Raw genomic sequence first — 18,325 nt, 5'->3', positions numbered from 1 at the left:
AGCGGTGCCGCCTGTTTAGGAGCAGCACCACCAGTTGTTGTGATTAAAAGCGGTCGTGTTCATGGTTAAACAAGCTACGCCCGTTTGATCACTTCTGCAAGGGGACGACCAGCAGATCGCAGGGCACAGTGTTCATCAGCTGGCGCGCGCTCGAGGTGAGCAGGCTCCAGAAGCTCTGGCGATGGCCGCACACCAGCAGGTCTATCTGGTAATCCTTGACCGCCTGATTGACCCGCTCACTGAGATCGCCGCAGATCACCAGCTTCTTCTCGATGGGGTAATCCACCGAGGCCAGGAAGGTCTCCAGCTTCTCCTTCGCTTCGGCAATCACCTGATCCTGCACGTTGTCGATGTCGATATCGATCATCTCGGTGTAGAGATCCTTGAGGTCCACATCCACATGGATCACCGACAGCTTGGCGCCGTTGGAGCGGGCCCGGTCGACCGCCTTCTCGATCACCTTGCGGTTGTCTTCCGACAGGTCGATCGCGGCCAGTACGTGTTTGTAATAGGTTCCATTCATGGGAGTTCTCCTCATCGATCCTGAGTCCACTATACCAATGTCTGCTGAAACTAAAACGACCCTGTCGTCACAATGTGCCGCATTGGTGTGGGTTTCTTGTGAATCCAAGTGGCCACGGGGCAGCAAGTATTGCATATAAATTAGACAAAAATATGAAGCCGATCACGACCCGGCTATTGCCCCGCCAGGGTCGGGGGAATAGGATGTGCCCGTGCTTCGCAATGAACACAAAACAATAAAAAGCATCTGAATACCGCTTTGGGGAGCCTAGTGCTCCCTCTTGTTTTTCTGCCTTCCTTTCTCCGCTCCGTACCCCTTCATATCAAGGTAATCTGCCCCGTCATGGCTATGCTGTAGCCAGTTCCATCGGAGATCTCCCATGATTGTTCATCCTCAGATCCAGGGCTGCGTCGCCCGCAATTGCCATCCCATCGGCTGCCGCGCCGCGGTCGCCCAGCAGATCGCCAGCGTCAGGGCGGCAGGCAGCTTCAACGGGCCCAAGCGGGTGCTGGTGCTGGGAGCCTCGTCCGGTTTCGGACTGGCGTCCCGCATCGCCCTGGCGTTCGGGGCCGGTGCCGACACCATAGGCGTCTCGTTCGAGCGGGGGCCGTCGGACAAGGGGCTCGGCAGCGCGGGCTGGTACAACAACATCTGGTTTCGCCAGGCGGCGGAGCAGGCCGGGCACATTGCCATCAACCTGATCGGCGATGCCTTCTCGGACACAATGCGCCAGCAGGTGATCGAGACGATACGCCAGCAGCTGGGGCAGGTGGATCTGGTGATCTATTCCCTGGCGAGCGGCATTCGGGTGATGCCGGATGGCACTCAGGTGCGCTCCGTGCTCAAGACCACGGGCCAGCCATTCACCGGCTGGGGGCTGGATCTGGAGCACGACGCCCTGGTGCAGCAGACCCTGGCAGCGGCCAGCCCGGAGGAGATCCGCGACACCGTCACCGTGATGGGGGGCGAGGACTGGCAACTCTGGCTGCAGGCGCTACAGCAGGCGGATTGTCTGTCTAAAGGCGTTCAGGCAGTGGCTTATTCCTATATCGGACCTGAATCCACCTATCCTATCTACCGGGATGGCACCATTGGCTATGCCAAGGAGCACCTGCACGCCACCGCCGAGACCATCAATCTGCAACTGGCCGAGCTCGGTGGCCATGCCTGGGTGTCGGTGTGCAAGGCGCTGGTGACCAAGGCGAGCGCCTATATCCCTGTGTTGCCCGTCTACCTCGGCCTGCTGATGGGGGTGATGAAGGAGCGCGGGGTGCATGAGGGCTGCATCGAGCAGATGCAGCGGCTGTTCGCCGGCAAGATGTACGGGCCACAAGGAGTGGTGGCCGATGGCAACCGCTTGATCCGGATGGACGATCGCGAGCTGGACCCGGCCATCCAGGCGGCGGTTTCCACCCTCTGGTCCAAGGTGACGCCGGACAACTTCCACGGCCTCGGGGATTTTGCCGGGCTGAAGCGGGACTTCATGCAGCTCAACGGCTTCGAGTTGCCCGAGGTCGACTACGGGGCGCCGGTCAACGAGTCGGCCCTGGCCGAGCTGGTGCCCTGATCCCGCCGAGCACTCGGCCGCGCCCGTCAGGCGACTGAGCGGGTCAGGCGACGCTGCTGGTCAGCTCGGACAGCATGTCGGGAGCTGCCGCCAGAATGATCTGGCTAGGGCCCTGACGTTTTGTCTGATGCCTGGCCATCCGACGCTCACTGTCTGAGCGGGTCAGGCGACGCTGCTGGTCAGTTCGGACAGCATGTCGGGGGCTGCCGCCAATATGGTCTGGTTGCGGCCCTGCCGCTTGGCCTGATACATGGCCATGTCGGCCCTGTGGATCAGCTGGCTCAGGCTGTCGTCGGCGGGGCAGCGCTCCGCCACCCCTATGCTGATGGTCATGTGAGGGGCGGCCAGGTATTCAATCCGGCTCCTCAGCTGCTCGGCCAGCCGCCAGCAGGTAGCGCCGTCCAGCGGCATGGCCACCAGAAACTCCTCTCCTCCCCAGCGTCCTATCTGCTGCAGGTCCGGCGCCCAGCTCTTGAGCGCCTGCGCCAGCTTCTGGATGGCGCGATCGCCGGTCTGGTGGCCGTGCCTGTCGTTGATCTGCTTGAAGTGATCTATGTCGATGATGAGCAGGGTCAGCGGCTCGTTCAGCTGCCACTGTTGCTCCAGCTGCTCCAGCAGGGCGCGCCGGTTCGGGAGCCCGGTCAGCTGATCGAAGGTGGCGAGCTTGTAGAGGTGGCGAGCGTTGCGGTGCAGCCTGCGGGTGGCAAAGCCGAGCAGGATCAGGGCGCCGGCCAGCAGCACGACCAGCAGCAGCTGATAGTAGCGGGCACTCTGCTGATACAGCAGTTGCTGACGCTTGCGATCGTTCTCCTGCTGCAACGCCCGGTTGTTGGCCTCGCTGCGGGCCAGCTCCATCTCGGCCTGGAAGGCACTGGCGTGCTGGCTCAGGGTCTGGTTGAAGTGCTGCTTGTAGCTCTGCATGTACTCGGTCATGACCCTGTATGCCTCCGGGTAGCGCCCCAGATCCGCCAGCAAGCGAGCCTGCAGCGCCTTGCCCTCTATGCTGGTGGGCCCGGGTCGGGTGGTCAGCAATTGCAGGGCGAGCTGCTTCTCCCCGCGCCCCTGCAGCGTCCTGGCCCGGGTTTCGGTCAGGCGGGATCCGGCCTGCGGGTAGCCGAGTCCCTGATAGATGGTCTGCGCCTCGTTCAGGCTGCGCCAAGCAGAACCCCATTCGGCCAGCGCGTTGAAGGCCATGGCCTGATAGCCGAGCACGATGGCGCGATAATCCGGCGACAACCCAGGGGTGCCCAGCAGGGCATCCAGCAACTTTTTCGCCCGGGCCGGCTGGTCCATGTCGATGTAGAGCCGCGCTATGTTGGCCTTGATGATGGCCTGGCTGTTGGGCTCGTTCAGCCGCACCATCAGCCGCAGGGCATCCTGATAATAGGTTTCTGACTCCTGATAGAGGCTGAGATCGGCATAGAGGTTGCCAAGGGTCATCAGCAGGCGGGCGCATTGCAGCAGGGAGAGGGGAGTTTCGGGTTCTTGCTGTTTGAGGTGATAGGCGGTCTTGAGCTCGCCGATGGCTTCTTTGAGCTGCTGGGTGCGGTAGAGGGCCAGGCCATTCAAGGCATGCCACTCCGACAGCTGCACCGGGTGACCGACGAGGTCGGGTTCGAGCTGTGCCAGCAACTTGAGGGCCTGCTGGGGCGCCTCCGTGTCCAGGGTGAGGGCTATCTGCTGCAACCGGAAGTCCAGCAGGCGCATGGTCTCCTGGCGGGCGCTGGCCAGGGCGCGAGCGCGGGCATTGTCCTGCAGGGCCTCCGGGTGGCGGCCCAGTGCCGCCTTGGCCAAAGATCTGGCGTGGAACAGCTCCATCTCCTGGTGAGGCTCGGCGTCGAGACGCTGCAAATAGCCGACGGGATCGCGCGCCGCCGCTAATTCAGCCTCTTCGAACAGGGGGGGGGCGGCCTGCAACTGGGTCATCCAGAGCAGTACCAGAGCCATCACCAATCTCATTGAATCTTCTTCCTGACCATTGGCGCCATCATAGAGGCTGGGTCCGGGTACACCATACTTCTTTGCTTCTCTATACCCGTATGGGGGTCAGGATGAGAGCTCTCCAGGTCACAACTGCGACCCTGGATCGAAGTGAACAGTTGATTCGCGATGCAACTGTGGTGACAATCTGAACCACATCACCCTGGAGAATCATCATGTTGGCCAAAGCCATGATCGAGAAGTTGAACGAGCAGATTAATCTGGAATTCTATTCATCCAATCTCTACCTGCAGATGAGCGCCTGGTGTGAGGACAAGGGCTTCGAAGGGGCGGCGAACTTCCTGCGCCAGCACGCCGTCGAGGAGCGCCAGCACATGGAGCGCCTGTTCACCTACGTGAGCGAGACCGGTGCCATGCCTGTACTGGGAGCGATCGAGGCTCCTCCCCACGAGTTCAACTCTCTCGGCGACATCTTCCGTACCACCCTGGAGCACGAGTACCACATCACCAAGTGCATCAATGGCTTGGCCCACGTGGCCTTCACCACCCAGGATTACTCCACCTTCAACTTCCTGCAGTGGTACGTGGCCGAGCAGCACGAAGAAGAGAAGCTGTTCAAGAGTATCGTCGATCGCCTGTCCCTGGTGGGTGAAGATGGCAAAGGCCTCTACTTCATCGACAAGGAGCTGGCCGAACTGGCCAAGGGCGCCCCGGCCAGCATCATGGATGGCAACGCCTGATAGTCGTGGACACTTAGTGTTCAGTCAGTACAATGACGGCCCTCTCGAGGGCCGTTGTTGTTGATAGAGGCACACTGGACCTCGGTTGGTGCCCTGATGACGGCGCTTTCTATGGAGGGGGCCATGCCGTCAGGCATGAAAGTGCGCAGTCTGCGGGCCCTGCTCCGTGATCGTTTGATAAACAAGGTTGTGATGATGCAAGTGGATGTGGTGGTGATCGGGGCCGGTGCGGCCGGTTTGATGTGTGCGGCCCAGGCCGGTTACCGGGGGCGTTCCGTGCTGCTGCTGGACAACGCCAAGAAGCCCGGTCGCAAGATCCTGATCAGCGGCGGCGGCCGATGCAACTTCACCAACCATCAGGCCGGCCCCCATGCCTTCCTCTCGGGCAACCCCCACTTCTGCAAGTCGGCGCTGGCGCGCTACACCCAGCAGGACTTCATCGATCTGGTAGACAGGCACGGGGTGAATTATCACGAGAAGACCCTGGGCCAGCTGTTCTGCGACGAGAGCGCGAAAGAGATAGTCGAGGCGCTGCTCACCGAGTGTGAATGGGCCGGGGTGACCCAGCAGTACCAGACCGAGGTGCTCGCCGTCAGCAAGGGGGACGACGGCTTCCTGCTCGACACCAGCAAGGGGGAGATCCGCTGTCACTCCCTGGTGGTGGCCACCGGCGGCCTCTCCATGCCCAAGCTCGGTGCCACTCCCTATGGCTTCAAGCTGGCGGAGCAGTTCGGCCTCCAGGTGCTGCCGACCCGCGCCGGCCTGGTGCCCTTCACCCTGCATCAGGCCGAGAAGGATGCGTTCGCCGATCTGGCCGGGGTCAGCCTGCCGGTGGTGGTGACCGCGGAAGACGGCACCAGTTTCAAGGAGGCCATGCTGTTCACCCACCGCGGTCTCTCGGGCCCGGCCATATTGCAAATATCCTCTTTCTGGCTGCCTGGGCAGAAGATTCATATCAATTTGCTGCCAGATCTGGATATTCCCGCTGCCATCAAGGGCTGGGCCGAGGCTCATCCGGCCCAGGAGCTGAAAACCGTGCTGGGTCGCGAGCTGCCCAAGCGCTTCGTCGACAAGCTGGTGGAGCTGGGTCAGCTCGTCAACAAGCCGATGCGCCAGTACAACGAGCGGGAGCTGGCGGCCATCGCCAACCTGCTGAGGGATTGGCCCATACTGCCAAACGGCACCGAGGGTTATCGCACCGCCGAGGTGACGCTAGGGGGCGTGGATACCAATGAGCTCTCCTCCAAGACCATGGAGGCGCGCAAGGTGACGGGGCTCTACTTCATCGGCGAGGTGGTGGACGTGACCGGCTGGCTCGGTGGCTACAACTTCCAGTGGGCCTGGTCATCGGGCTGGGTCGCCGGTCAGTATTGCTGACGCGCCCTCTTGGCTGAGTCATCCAGATAAATCAGGCCGCCCCATAGGGCGGCCTGATTTATTCACGACGCTGCGGCTGGCACTGGCCGTCTGCGTCGAGGGATTCAGGGGCGGCTTGCTCCCTGCACGCCAGACCCTTCGTTTCTTATCCCGCGGCTCGCGGCCTCTCCCCTTATCCCACCGATTTTCCCATCTTTATCCGCTGTGGCACGCCTTGGCATCACCATCGGTGGCTAGCCCTTTTTCATGGTCGGCAGAAACACAGTCAGCAGGCCGATCAGCGGCAGGTAGGCGCAGAGCTGGTACACGGTCTCTATGCTGGTGGCGTCGGCCAGCTGGCCCAGCAGGGCCGCCCCTATGCCCCCCATGCCGAAGGCGAACCCGAAGAACAGGCCTGAGATGGTACCGACCTTGCCGGGCACCAGCTCCTGGGCGTACACCAGGATGGCGGAGAAGGCCGAGGCCAGGATCAGGCCTATGATGACCGAGAGCACCGAGGTCCAGAACAGGTCGACGTGGGGCAGCAGCAGGGTGAAGGGGGCGACTCCCAGGATGGAGATCCAGATCACCCGCTTGCGACCGATGCGGTCACCGACAGGCCCGCCCAGCACTGTGCCCGCCGCAACGGCGAACAGGAAGGCGAACAGATAGAGCTGGGCGCTGTCCAGCGACAGGCTGAATTTGTCCATCAGGTAGAAGGTGTAATAGCTGCTCAGGCTGGCCATGTAGAAGAACTTGGAGAACATCAGCAAGCCGAGGATGGCCAGGGACCAGCCGATCTGGCGGCGGCTCAGGCCGTTGCCGGCATGGGCCTTCATCCGCTTGTGGAAGCTGGCGCCATGATGGCTGGACCAGCGCCCGACGAAGCTGAGCACGACGACCCCGACCAGGGCGAACAGCGAGAACCAGGCCGCGCTGGCCTGTCCCTGGGGCACTATGATGAGCGCGGCGAGTAGAGGCCCTATGGCCGATCCCAGGTTGCCGCCGATCTGGAACAGGGACTGGGCCAGGCCGGGCTGGTTGCCGGCCGCCATGCGGGCGACCCGCGAGGATTCAGGATGGAACACCGACGAGCCCATGCCGATCAGCATGGCCGACAGCAGCACGGCGCCAAAGCTGTCGGCCTGGGACAGCGACAACAGTCCCAGCATCGTGAACCCCATGCCGAACGGCAAAGAATAGGGCATGGGCCTGCGGTCGGTGTAGAGGCCGATCAGCGGCTGCAACAGGGAGCCCGTGAACTGGTAGGTCAGGGTGATGAGACCTATCTGGGCGAACGACAGGTTGAGGCCGAGCTTGAGCAGGGGATAGATGGCCAGCAGCACCGACTGCATCATGTCGTTGAGCAGGTGCGAGAAGCTGATGGCGGCGATCACCGAGTACCTGGTGCCGTGCTGGGTCTCGGCCACTGGGGCTGCGGCGAGTGGGCTGTCGGTGCTGAGGCTCTTTTCCATGAGTGGGTGTGTCTGTTGTGTTGGGGATCCCTCTACCATGCCTGATCCCAGTCCGTCTGGACACAGCAAAAATGCGCGGGATGTCAGCCTATGTGCAAAGGGGAGATGACGGATGGGCAAGCCCCCTAAGCCGCCAACCGCCAGATGACCGATCATCTCACGAGGTTGCACCCTTGTGCTTTGCTGGTGGAGGCTTAGTATGGGACGGTCACATGTTCAGCATCTGGGAAGGACCCCGGTTGACCGGATCCTTCTCCATCGGGGGAGTATATGTTTGAAAGTCTTGGGGTTATCAATGTCTGGACCTGCCTGATCGGGCTGTCTTCCAAGTCCATGGCGGTGTGCCATGTTTGAGAGCCTGGGAGTAATCAACGTCTGGACTTATCTGGTCGGTCTCTTCTTTATCATCATAGCGCCGGGCCCCAACTCCCTCTATGTGCTGCGCACCGGGGCGACCCGTGGCATCAGTGCCGGTTACAAGGCCGCCCTCGGGGTCTTCGTCGGCGATGCCATCCTCATCTTCTGCGCCTATCTCGGCATCGCCTCCCTCATTCGCACCACGCCGCTGCTGTTCACCCTGGTGCGCTATCTGGGCGCCATCTACCTGCTCTATCTGGGCATCAAGATCCTCCATGCCAACTTCATCGCCAAAAAGGGAGAGCAAGAGGCCGAGTCACCGCTGGGGGAAAACTACTTTGGCAAGGCGCTGACTCTGAGCCTGACCAACCCCAAGGCGATCCTGTTCTACGTCTCCTTCTTCGTGCAGTTCATCGACTTCAACTATGCCCACACCTGGATCTCCTACCTGGTGCTGGCGGGCATGCTGGAGGCCATGAGCTTCGTCTATCTGACCCTGCTGATCTTCGGCGGTACCCTGATGGCCAGCTTCTTTCGCCGCAAGCAGGTGCTGGCGCGCCTCGGCAACGGCCTGATCGGCTTCTTCTTCATGGGGTTCGCGGCCAGGCTAGCGACCCTGTCTCCCTGAATTCCTCCGGCAGGCTGACGGTCTTCCGGCCAGCCTGCAACGCAGTGGCTCCCTTGGCGGGGCGTCTGAGGTAAACTGGGGCCTCCAGCGCTGCCATTTCGATGTGTCCTCTCTTTTCTGGCAGCCCTTCATACACCCTATAGTGCGCCCTGGTGGCCGCCGGCCGGAGGGGCCATGCTCGAAAATCAGATGATGTTGTTGGCGGTGTTTGAGCGGGCGGCCCTGATGCTGATGACGCTGTTCCTGCTGACCCGTACCCGGCCGTTCCAGCGCCTGTTCCAGAAGCGGGATCACACCCCGGCCGAGCTGGTGATGGTTGCCGCCATCTTCTGCCTGTTCGCGGTGTTCAGCACCTACACCGGCATCCCGGTGGAGGGGGCCCTCATCAACGTGCGGATCATCGCCATCATCTCGGGGGGCATCCTGTTCGGCCCCTGGGTCGGCATCCCGGCCGGGGTCATCTCAGGCCTGCACCGCTACCTTATCGACATGGACGGTCACACCTCGATCCCTTGCCTCATCGCCAGCATCATCGCCGGCCTGCTGGCGACCTGGCTGCACCTGCGCTGCCGCAAGTCGCGGCTCTGGCTATACGGGATCCTGGCGGGCATGGCCTGTGAGGGGTTGACCATGCTGCTTATATGGATTTTGACAGAGCCTCATGCTATCGGGGTTGAGATTGTCAGTCATATCGCCTATCCCATGATGGCAGGGACCTTGTGTATCGGCCTCATCATCAAGCTGGTGCAGGACCTGGACGACGAGAAGGAGTTGATCGCCGCCAAGCAGGCCAAGCTGGCGCTGGATATCGCGAACCAGACGCTGCCGTTTTTCCAGAAGATCGATCGTCACTCCCTCGGCCAGGTGTGCGAGGTGATCAGGCGCGAGATCAGCGCGGACGCGGTGGCCATCACCGATACCCGTGACGTGCTGGCCTACGTGGGGATCGGCAAGGGCTACTACGAGCTGGACGAGCACCACGCCATCAGTGACATGACCCAGAGAGCCGTGCTGCTGGATCAGATCATCATCAACAACGATCTGCGCCAGTACCATCTGTCGGACTTCCACTCCGTCATCATCATCCCGCTGCGGGAGAACGGCGTGGTCAGCGGCACCCTCAAGATCTATTTCCGCCGTACCCATAGCATCACCAGTTCCCTGCGGGAGATGGCGGTGGGCCTCTCCCAGCTCATCTCCACCCAGATGGAGGTGTCGCGCATCGAGCAATTGAAAGAGATGACCCGCAAGGCGGAGTTCACCGCGCTGCAGAGCAAGATCAACCCGCACTTCCTGTTCAATGCCCTCAACGCCATCTCGTCGCTGATCCGCATCCGCCCCCAACAGGCGCGCCAGCTGATCGCCAACCTGGCGGACTATCTGCGCTACAACCTCAACAAGGGGGACGAGCTCATCGACATCCAGGAGGAGCTGCAGCAGGTGCGCGACTATGTGGCCATCGAGCAGGCGCGGTTCGGCGACAAGCTGGAGGTGGTGTTCGAGGTGGATGACGTGCATATTCAGGTGCCGAGCCTGCTGCTGCAGCCACTGGTGGAGAACGCCATACTGCACGGCATCCAGCCCCGCAGCGCGCCGGGCCGGGTCACCATAGAGGTGAAACAGCTGGCGGGCGGCATACGGGTGGCGGTGCGCGACACCGGCTACGGCATCAGCCAGGCGGTGATCGATGGGGTGGCCGCCGGCCGGGTGGAGAGTCGCAGCATAGGCCTGATGAACGTTCATCAGCGGGTCAAGCTGCTGTACGGCGACGGCCTGCAGCTCAAACGGCTCGAACCCGGTACCGAAGTTTGTTTCTACCTGCCGGATCCGGAGGCCATGCCGTGCTGAACGCCATCCATATAAAGAAGGAAGATATGACTCGAGAGGCGCTGGCCTGTTTGTCACGTTCGGAGGTTAGGTCGTGTTGAGAGCCATCATAGTCGAAGACGAATACCTGGCCCGGGAAGAGCTGGCCTATCTGGTGGATCAACACAGCACCATAGAGATAGTGGCGAGCTTCGAGGACGGGCTGGAGGCGTTCAAGTACCTGCAGGATCACGAGGTGGACGTGGTGTTCCTGGATATCCAGGTGCCCTCCATCGACGGCCTGCTGCTGGCCAAGAATCTGCACAAGTCGAGCCATCCGCCCCACATCGTCTTCGTCACCGCCTACAAGGAGTTCGCGGTGGAGGCGTTCGAGCTGGAGGCGTTTGACTACATCCTCAAGCCCTACAACGAGCCGCGCCTCATCAGCCTGCTGCAAAAGCTGGAGCACGCCGGCCGGCTGCAGCCGAGTCAGGGCACCGAGCCCAGCGGGGAGGGGAGCCCGAGTCAGAACCGCACCGTCAACCTGGTGAAGGGGGAGCGCATCATAGTCACCCCCTGCGAGCAGATCTATTACGTGGAGGCGGACGAGAAGCTGACCCATGTCTACACCCGCACCGATCGCTACGTGATGACCATGACCATCAGCGAGTTTGTCAGCCGGCTGCCGGCAGAGGGCTTCTTCCGTTGCCATCGATCCTACTGCGTCAACATCAACAAGATCCGCGAAATCGTGCCCTGGTTCAACAGTACCTACCTCATCCGGCTCCATGATCTGCCGTTCGAGGTGCCGGTTAGCCGCAGCAACATCAAGGCGTTCCGTCAGCTGATGCGGCTCTGATTGTCATTCATTCCCGCCGATCTGCATTTCATGCCTTAATCGATCTGCAATTCATGCGCCGCTCCTATAGTGGGCTCAACTTCCCGAGTCCACCGCCCGAGGCGCATCATGACCAAAGAGATGAATCGCACCCGGTACCTGACCCTGATCGGTACCATCATCACCCAGTTCGCCCTGGGCTCCGTTTACACCTGGAGCCTGTTCAACGCCCAGCTTTCCGACAAGCTGGACGAGCCGGTCAGCCAGGTGGCCTTCGCCTTCGGTCTGCTCAGCCTCTCCCTGGCGGTCGCCTCCTCCATGGCGGGCAAGCTGCAGGAGCGGTTCGGGGTGCGCAACGTCACCCTGGGGGCCGGCGTGCTGCTCGGGATCGGCTTCTTCCTCACCGCCCATGCCAGCAACCTGGCCATGCTCTACCTCTGCGCCGGCATACTGGTGGGTTTCGCCGACGGTACCGGCTATTTGATGACCCTCTCCAACTGCGTGAAGTGGTTCCCGGAGCGCAAGGGGCTGATCTCCTCCTGCTCCATCGGGGCCTACGGCCTCGGTAGCCTGGGCTTCAAGTACATCAACCTGCTGCTGCTGTCGAACAACGGCCTGGAAGCCACCTTCCAGCTGTGGGGCCTGATCGCCATGTCCATGGTGCTGGTGGGCGGCATGCTGATGAAGGATGCGCCCAAGCAGGCGGCCTCCCTGCAACAGGCCGAGAGCCGCGACTTCACCCTGGCCGAGGCGATGCGCAAGCCGCAATACTGGATGCTGGCGCTGATGTTCCTCACCGCCTGCATGAGCGGCCTCTATGTCATCGGTGTGGCCAAGGACATCGGCGAGAAGATGGTGGGTCTGCCGGGCTCTGTCGCAGCCAACGCCGTCGCCATCATCGCCATGGCGAACCTGGGTGGCCGTCTGGTGCTGGGCATACTGTCCGACAAGATGTCCCGCATCCGGGTCATCACCATTGCCCAGGTCATCACCCTGTGCGGCATGGGGCTGCTGCTGTTCGTGCCCCTCAACGCGAATCTGTTCTTCGTGGCGGTGGCTTGTGTGGCCTTCAGCTTCGGCGGCACCATCACCGTCTACCCTTCCCTGGTGAGCGATTTCTTCGGCCTGAACAACCTGACCAAGAACTACGGCGTCATCTATCTGGGCTTCGGGCTTGGCAGCATCATAGGCTCCATAGTCGCGTCCCTGTTCGGCGGCTTCATGGCGACCTTCAACCTGATCCTGGTGCTGATGGTGGTGGCCCTGGTGCTTTCCCTCACCATCCGCCTGCCGGCTCCCGTCGCGGCGGTCGACAGGGCCTGATCCCTCTCGCTTCTCAGCCGATAAAAAAAGACCCGGGCCTTGGCCCGGGTCTTTGCATTTCAGGGGTTGGCCTCAGCGCGGCGGCAGCCCCAGCAGGGCGCGCAGGGTACGGGCATGGGCCTCCACCGTCTGCCAATCCTGGCCGGTGACGGTGACATGACCCATCTTGCGACCAGGGCGCGCCTCGCCCTTGCCGTAGAGGTGCAGGTGCACCCCGGGCAGGGCCAGGGCGCCGGCCCAGTCCGGGGTGCCGTGCTGCCACAGATCCCCGAGCAGGTTCAGCAGGATGGCGGGCTGGACCTCGGCCTGCTTGGGCAGCGGCAGATCGCACAGGGCGCGCACCTGCAGCTCGAACTGGCAGCAGCCGGCGTTGTCGATGCTGGGATGGCCGGAGTTGTGGGGGCGGGGGGCCATCTCGTTGACCAGCAGCTTGCCGTCCACCAGGAAGAACTCCACCGTCAGCACGCCCACGTAGTCGAGGGCGGCGATCAGGTGCTCGGCGATGCGCTTGGCCTCGGCCTCGAGAGTCGGGACATTGGCGGGAGATCGGGTCTGATCCAGGATGCCGCCGCTGTGCCAGTTCTGCACCAGGGGCAGGGCACTGATGGCGCCGCTCGGGCTGCGGGCCAGGGTCAGGGCAAACTCCCCCTCCAGCGGCAGCCGCTTCTCCAGCACGCAGGGCACGCCGCTGGTCGCGAGGGCGGCGGTCAGCTCGGCGCCGTTGGTGACTGTCCACTGTCCCTTGCCGTCATAACCCTCGCGGGCTGTCTTGAGGATGGCGGGGAAGAGGGTATCCGGCAGGGCCGGCAGGGGTTCATTGGGGAGCAGGGTCAGGTTGGGGGCGACCGGAACACCGGCGCGGGTCAGGAAGGCTTTCTCTTCCCGGCGATCCTGACACACCCTCACCGCACTGGCGGCGGGACGCACCGGCAAGTGTTTTTCCAGCAGGGCCAGGGAAGCCGCCGGCACGTTCTCGAACTCGCAGGTAACGGCGACGCAGCGACGGGCCAGCTCGGCCAGGGCCTCGGCATCGTCATAGGCCGCCACTATCTGCTGATCGGCGGCGGCGCCGGCGATGCTGGCGGGATCCGGATCCAGCACCACCACCTGATAGCCGAGGCGATGGGCCGCCATGACGAAGTAGCGGCCGAGCTGGCCGCCACCGAGCATCCCCAGGGTTGCGGGAGGCAAGATCATGCCGGCTCCTCCAGTTGTAGGGCCAGCACCCGATCGCGTTCCTTGGCACGGAAGCCGTCGAGCTGCTGCTGATAGCGGGGGGCGTCTTTGTCCTGGGCGACCGACAACAGGGAGACGGCGAACAGGCCGGCGTTGGCGGCACCCGCTTCACCGATGGCGAAGGTGGCGACCGGCACCCCTTTTGGCATCTGAACTATGGAGAGCAGGGAGTCCATCCCCTTGAGTTGACGGGTCGGGATCGGCACGCCGAGCACGGGTATCGTGGTCTTGGCGGCCAACATGCCCGGCAGGTGGGCGGCACCGCCAGCCCCTGCAATGATGGCCCGCAGGCCGCGTTCGCGTGCGCTGGCTGCATACTCGAACAGCAGGTCCGGGGTACGGTGGGCCGAGACCACCCGCGCCTCGTAAGGGACGCCATGTTCCTTGAGGATGCGGGCGGCCGCCTGCATCACGGGCCAGTCGGAGTCAGAGCCCATCACCAGGCCGATCAAAGGGGGGTTCGTCATTACGGCTTCCTTGGATGTCAAACGTTTGCCATATGTTACCAAAAAGCCGTGCAGGCCGGTTCAAAATTTCACGGGATAGCGCATCTTGGCTCATGGCTAAGAGGCTGCTCCGGTTGGCCCGGGGAGCCGTCATTTGGCTAGCCCGCCTCCAACATCAAACAGTTCAACGACTTGTGTCACAAAGCGCAGGGTGACGCAGCGGATCCCTGCCACTGACTGATCCTGCCTGGCGGGGTTGGCTGTGGTCATGGCGTGGTGAGGTGAAGATGTTGATCTAGAAATCCAGATGGCTATACATCCAGTTCGACTCTGCCTATAATCCCCCCGCTTTGGCGCATCATGCTTAATAGGGAATCCGGTGAAAATCCGGAGCTGGCGCGCAGCGGTAAGGGGGAACGAAGCGACATCAGGCACTGCCATCGGGTGGGAAGCCGTCGCATAGGCCATCAGCCCCCGAGCCCGAAGACCTGCCAAAGTTCGTATTTCGGGCCGAGAGAAACCGGCCACGGAAGATGCTTACGCGAACTTAAGGATCTCTCATGTCCAAGACATTATTGGCGGCTGCCCTGTTGCCGGCGGCGGCCTTCGCCCAGACTCCCATTGCCAACGACACCATGGTGGTGACCGCCAACCGGGTGGAACAACCCGCCAGCACAGTCCTCGCTCCCGTTATGGTGATCGATCGTGCCGAGATCGAGGCCCGTCAGGTGCAGAGCCTGCCGGATCTGCTGAAAACCCTGCCGGGTGTGCAGATCACCACGCTAGGTGGCCGTGGCAATGTCAGCAGCCTGTTCATCCGCGGAACCAACTCCAACCACTCCTTGGTGCTGATGAACGGTCGTCCCATCGCCGCCATGGTGGCCGGTACGCCGGATCTGAGCCAGATCCCCCTCGGCAACATAGAGCGCATCGAATACATCCGGGGCCCGCGCGCCGCCGTCTACGGTGCCAATGCCATCGGTGGTGTCATCAACCTCATCTCCAAGACCTCGGCCAAGAACGGCAGCGAGACCCACCTGAAGGGCGGGGTAGGCAGCCATGGCTACGGTCAGGGTCAGGTGCGCACCGTGCAGACCCTGGGTGAGCAGACCGACATGAACCTGCTGGTGGGCTATGAGCGCACCGACGGCTTCGACGTGGTCGCCGGTGCCCAGCAGCCGGATCGGGACGGCTTTGACAGCCTGAACGGCCAGTTCGGTCTGAACCACGCCTTCAACGAGGCCTGGAGCGCCGACTTCAATGCCCAAGGTTATGACAACCAGACCGAGATGGACGATCCCTATATGTCGGCGGATCAGAGCCGGGTGCAGGCCTTCCAGTACGATGGTGGCCTCAAATACCAGAGCGGTGCCCTGACCAGCCGGCTGGAAGCCAGCTACGGCGAGAACAAGCTGAAGAGCTGGTGGGAGAGCAACGGGGAGTCCAGTGCCGAGCCCATCCACACCGGTCTGACCCGTTTCTCCTGGATCAACAGCTGGAGCGGTGTCGAAGGTCTGCTGCTGACCGGCGGTGCCGACTGGCAGCAAGAGCAGATGAAGTCTGACTCCCGCAGCTATGGTCAAGGGTTCGATGCGCCGGATCGCGACAACACGGGTCTGTTCGCCGTGGGTAGCTACCGCTGGCAGGCGCTGCAGTTTGAGTTGTCCGGCCGTACCGATGACAACAAGCAGTATGGTCGCCACAACACCTGGGCCGCCGCCACCGGTCTGGACATCAATGACAACCATAATGTGCGTCTGAGCTATGGCACCGCCTTCAAGGCGCCTACCTTCATCGACCTCTATTACCCAGGTTATGAGAACCCGGACCTGAAGCCGGAAGAGAGCAACAACCTGGAGCTGGACTTCTCCGGCACTTATACCGCCTGGGACTGGTCACTGAACCTGTATCGCAACCAGATCCAGAACCTGATCGCCTGCCAAAGCGCCTTCTCCACCTGCAAACCGGATAACACGGATGCCGAGATCCGGGGTGTGGAAGTGGCGGTCGGGCTGGAGACGGGTCCGCTGCATCATGACCTGAGCTTCGATTACACCAAGACCGAGGACAAGAACGATGGTGACCAGCAACTGCTGCGCCGCGCCAAGCAGAAGGCGAGCTGGCTGACCCGGGCACAGCTGGGCCCGGTGGATCTGTCGACCGAGCTGCTCTACGTGGGCAAGCGGGATGACAAGAACTTCAACAGCTTCCCCGCCGAGCGAGTGGTGCTGAGCTCCTATACCCTGGTCAACCTGGGGGCCAGTTACGATGTGCTGCCTCAGCTGACCCTGGGTGGGCGCATCGACAACCTGTTCGACCGTGACTATGTGCCGGCTTATGGCTATGCCTCACCGGGCACCGAGTTCAAGCTGACCGCCGATTACCGTCTCTGATCCCACCTCTGCTTATATAGAGAGGAAAAAGCGAGGCCCCGCCATGTGCGGGGCCTTTTCTATTGGCCGCTCGCGGGAGTATGATCGCCGCCTCGCATCCAAGGGGGAGCTCAGGTGGCCAATATTCTAGTGTTCGACTCAGGCATGGGCGGTTTGACCGTTTATCGCGAGATCCGTCGCACCCTGCCGGCACACAACTATGTCTACTGCTTCGACAATGCCCACTTCCCCTATGGTGAGCTGAGCGAGCCGGATCTGATCGTCGCCTGTTGTCGCCTGGTGAGCCACATGGTGGCCGAGCACGCCATCGATCTGGTGGTGATCGCCTGCAACACCGCCAGCACCATAGCGCTGCCTTCCCTGCGTGAGGTGCTGAGTATCCCGGTGGTGGGGGTGGTGCCCGCCATCAAGCCCGCCGCCGCCCTGACCCACAATGGTTGCATTGGCCTGCTGGCGACCCCGGGTACCGTCAGCCGTGCATACACCCATACCCTGATAGCCCAGTTCGCACCGGGCAAGCGGGTGTTGCTCAAGGGAGTGACCGAGCTGGTGATCGAGGCCGAGCAGAAGCTGGCGGGCCGACCGGTCAACATGGCGCTGCTGAAAGAGGTGCTGGCGGACTGGATGGAAGGGGAAGAGGTTCCGGATACCCTGGTGCTGGGTTGCACCCACTTTCCGCTGCTCAATGACGAGATCCGGCAACTGATGCCTGAGTGCCAGCTGGTGGATTCGGGCAATGCGGTGGCGAGGAGGGTAGCGCATCTGTTGGCGAGCAACGTATCGGCTCAGGCAGATGCAGGCTGGGGCAAGGCCTATTGTACCCGGCTCGATATGGAAGCCCGGAAACTAACAGCCCCCTTGCAAGCTTGGGGGCTGTCATCACTACAAGAGGTGGTGTTCTGAGGTATCAGGCGTCGACGCCGTCTTCCCGCTCATCCCTGTCCCGCTTGTCATTCGCTTCACGTACCTTGAGGGTGCGTTGCTGATACTCCTTGTCATTGAGCGCGGCAATCGCCTTGGCCGCGTCGGTGGCTGGCATCTCCACAAACCCGAAGCCCCGGCGCTTGCCGGTGGCCTTGTCTTTCATCAGACGGACGGAAATAACCTGGCCTTGTTCGGCAAACAGCTCACGCACGGCGATCTCGTTGGCGCGATAGGGCAGGTTGCCTACATATAAGGTGCAGGTCTCCTGGTTGGCTGCTGATTCAGCCAGCGTCGCAGGTGCCTTGTTCAGGAACAGCGGAACAATGAAACCACCAATGGCCAGACCCACGGCAAAAATCACTTCGGCTTTCAAAGAAAACTGCAGGGCCTGGGCAACCAGATAACCAACCAGCGCCAACACCAGAGCGAGTACGGCAGCCTGCACATAAACGGGAAACTTGGATAAATTCATCTTTAAAGACCTTTTGTAAATGAAAGCAAAAAAGGTGCAACACTCTATTCACCTCCATGGTAACCAGCTTTACGACCGGACGCTACCATGGACCACTCGGGACACATTATCCGCTTCAGTATGGCATTCCTTGAGCCCGGAAGACCTAGTAAAACACCAATAAAACAGAGCTGAAATCATTGGCTTGTGGATAACACTGTATATATACACTGGGTAAGCTGTTTCTAATTGGATAATTTGAAGTTTCCGTGACTTTCTTCAAAAAATGCCTTGTCATCCCGGCGCCGCTCCCTATAATGC

The 18,325-nt window shown here is 61.8% G+C and carries 15 protein-coding genes and 1 riboswitch; of the genes, 9 read left to right on the top strand and 6 right to left on the bottom strand.

All coding sequences use genetic code 11. The features are described 5' to 3' along the window. Positions 1 to 88: 88 nt before the first annotated feature. The gene (locus CUC44_RS19935; protein WP_042079034.1) at positions 89 to 523 is read right to left on the bottom strand and encodes a universal stress protein; all 435 of its coding nucleotides are present in this window, start codon (positions 521 to 523) and stop codon (positions 89 to 91) included. 379 nt (positions 524 to 902) lie between these two features. Between CUC44_RS19935 and fabV the strand changes: the two genes are divergently transcribed. Then, positions 903 to 2,090 carry an enoyl-ACP reductase FabV gene (fabV, locus tag CUC44_RS19930; RefSeq protein ID WP_100861604.1) on the top strand — a complete coding sequence of 396 codons (1,188 nt, stop codon included), beginning with the start codon at positions 903 to 905 and terminating at the stop codon, positions 2,088 to 2,090. A 162-nt stretch (positions 2,091 to 2,252) separates the two neighbouring features. On the opposite strand, the gene CUC44_RS19925 is transcribed toward fabV, so the two are convergent. Then, complete coding sequence (locus tag CUC44_RS19925) at positions 2,253 to 4,037, bottom strand: GGDEF domain-containing protein (protein ID WP_100861603.1); 1,785 nt, start codon at positions 4,035 to 4,037, stop codon at positions 2,253 to 2,255. A gap of 209 nt (positions 4,038 to 4,246) precedes the next feature. Between CUC44_RS19925 and ftnA the strand changes: the two genes are divergently transcribed. Beyond that, positions 4,247 to 4,771 carry a non-heme ferritin gene (ftnA, locus tag CUC44_RS19920; RefSeq protein WP_100861602.1) on the top strand — a complete coding sequence of 175 codons (525 nt, stop codon included), beginning with the start codon at positions 4,247 to 4,249 and terminating at the stop codon, positions 4,769 to 4,771. Positions 4,772 to 4,963: 192 nt separating this feature from the next. Further along, on the top strand, positions 4,964 to 6,148 hold the full coding sequence (locus CUC44_RS19915; protein ID WP_167388965.1) for a BaiN/RdsA family NAD(P)/FAD-dependent oxidoreductase: 1,185 nt from the start codon (positions 4,964 to 4,966) through the stop codon (positions 6,146 to 6,148). 233 nt (positions 6,149 to 6,381) lie between these two features. On the opposite strand, the gene CUC44_RS19910 is transcribed toward CUC44_RS19915, so the two are convergent. Beyond that, the gene (locus CUC44_RS19910) at positions 6,382 to 7,602 is read right to left on the bottom strand and encodes an MFS transporter (RefSeq protein WP_100861601.1); all 1,221 of its coding nucleotides are present in this window, start codon (positions 7,600 to 7,602) and stop codon (positions 6,382 to 6,384) included. A gap of 346 nt (positions 7,603 to 7,948) precedes the next feature. Here CUC44_RS19910 and leuE point away from each other — a divergent pair, with 346 nt between their 5' ends. The 4 genes from leuE to CUC44_RS19890 all read left to right on the top strand — a co-directional run bounded on the left by leuE (position 7,949) and on the right by CUC44_RS19890 (position 12,554). Beyond that, positions 7,949 to 8,587 carry a leucine efflux protein LeuE gene (gene leuE, locus CUC44_RS19905; RefSeq protein ID WP_100861600.1) on the top strand — a complete coding sequence of 213 codons (639 nt, stop codon included), beginning with the start codon at positions 7,949 to 7,951 and terminating at the stop codon, positions 8,585 to 8,587. Between the two features lie 174 nt (positions 8,588 to 8,761). After that, positions 8,762 to 10,435: a sensor histidine kinase gene (locus CUC44_RS19900; RefSeq protein WP_167388964.1), complete on the top strand. Its 1,674-nt coding sequence runs from the start codon at positions 8,762 to 8,764 to the stop codon at positions 10,433 to 10,435. 73 nt (positions 10,436 to 10,508) lie between these two features. Then, complete coding sequence (locus CUC44_RS19895; protein ID WP_100861599.1) at positions 10,509 to 11,252, top strand: LytR/AlgR family response regulator transcription factor; 744 nt, start codon at positions 10,509 to 10,511, stop codon at positions 11,250 to 11,252. Between the two features lie 108 nt (positions 11,253 to 11,360). Beyond that, a complete protein-coding gene (locus CUC44_RS19890; protein ID WP_167388963.1) occupies positions 11,361 to 12,554 on the top strand; it encodes an L-lactate MFS transporter in 1,194 nt (397 codons plus the stop codon). Between the two features lie 72 nt (positions 12,555 to 12,626). Here CUC44_RS19890 and CUC44_RS19885 read toward each other — a convergent pair whose 3' ends face one another. Then, the gene (locus CUC44_RS19885; RefSeq protein WP_100861598.1) at positions 12,627 to 13,751 is read right to left on the bottom strand and encodes a 5-(carboxyamino)imidazole ribonucleotide synthase; all 1,125 of its coding nucleotides are present in this window, start codon (positions 13,749 to 13,751) and stop codon (positions 12,627 to 12,629) included. Continuing rightward, positions 13,748 to 14,257, bottom strand: a complete 510-nt coding sequence (purE, locus tag CUC44_RS19880) for a 5-(carboxyamino)imidazole ribonucleotide mutase (RefSeq protein WP_100861597.1) — start codon at positions 14,255 to 14,257, stop codon at positions 13,748 to 13,750. The genes CUC44_RS19885 and purE overlap by 4 nt, the downstream gene beginning before the upstream one ends. A 313-nt stretch (positions 14,258 to 14,570) precedes the next feature. Next, positions 14,571 to 14,746: riboswitch (cobalamin riboswitch) on the top strand. Positions 14,747 to 14,796: 50 nt separating this feature from the next. Between purE and CUC44_RS19875 the strand changes: the two genes are divergently transcribed. Both CUC44_RS19875 and murI read left to right on the top strand, forming a co-directional pair. Continuing rightward, complete coding sequence (locus CUC44_RS19875; RefSeq protein WP_100861596.1) at positions 14,797 to 16,629, top strand: TonB-dependent receptor domain-containing protein; 1,833 nt, start codon at positions 14,797 to 14,799, stop codon at positions 16,627 to 16,629. Between the two features lie 114 nt (positions 16,630 to 16,743). Next, entirely contained in the window at positions 16,744 to 17,532 is a 789-nt protein-coding gene (gene murI / locus CUC44_RS19870; protein WP_100861595.1) for a glutamate racemase, read from the top strand. A 4-nt stretch (positions 17,533 to 17,536) separates the two neighbouring features. On the opposite strand, the gene CUC44_RS19865 is transcribed toward murI, so the two are convergent. After that, positions 17,537 to 18,025: an RNA recognition motif domain-containing protein gene (locus tag CUC44_RS19865; RefSeq protein ID WP_100861594.1), complete on the bottom strand. Its 489-nt coding sequence runs from the start codon at positions 18,023 to 18,025 to the stop codon at positions 17,537 to 17,539. Between the last annotated feature and the right edge of the window lie 300 nt (positions 18,026 to 18,325).

Source organism: Aeromonas lusitana (assembly GCF_002812985.1).
GTDB lineage: Bacteria > Pseudomonadota > Gammaproteobacteria > Enterobacterales > Aeromonadaceae > Aeromonas > Aeromonas lusitana.
This window is presented reverse-complemented; position numbering and strand designations above follow the sequence as displayed.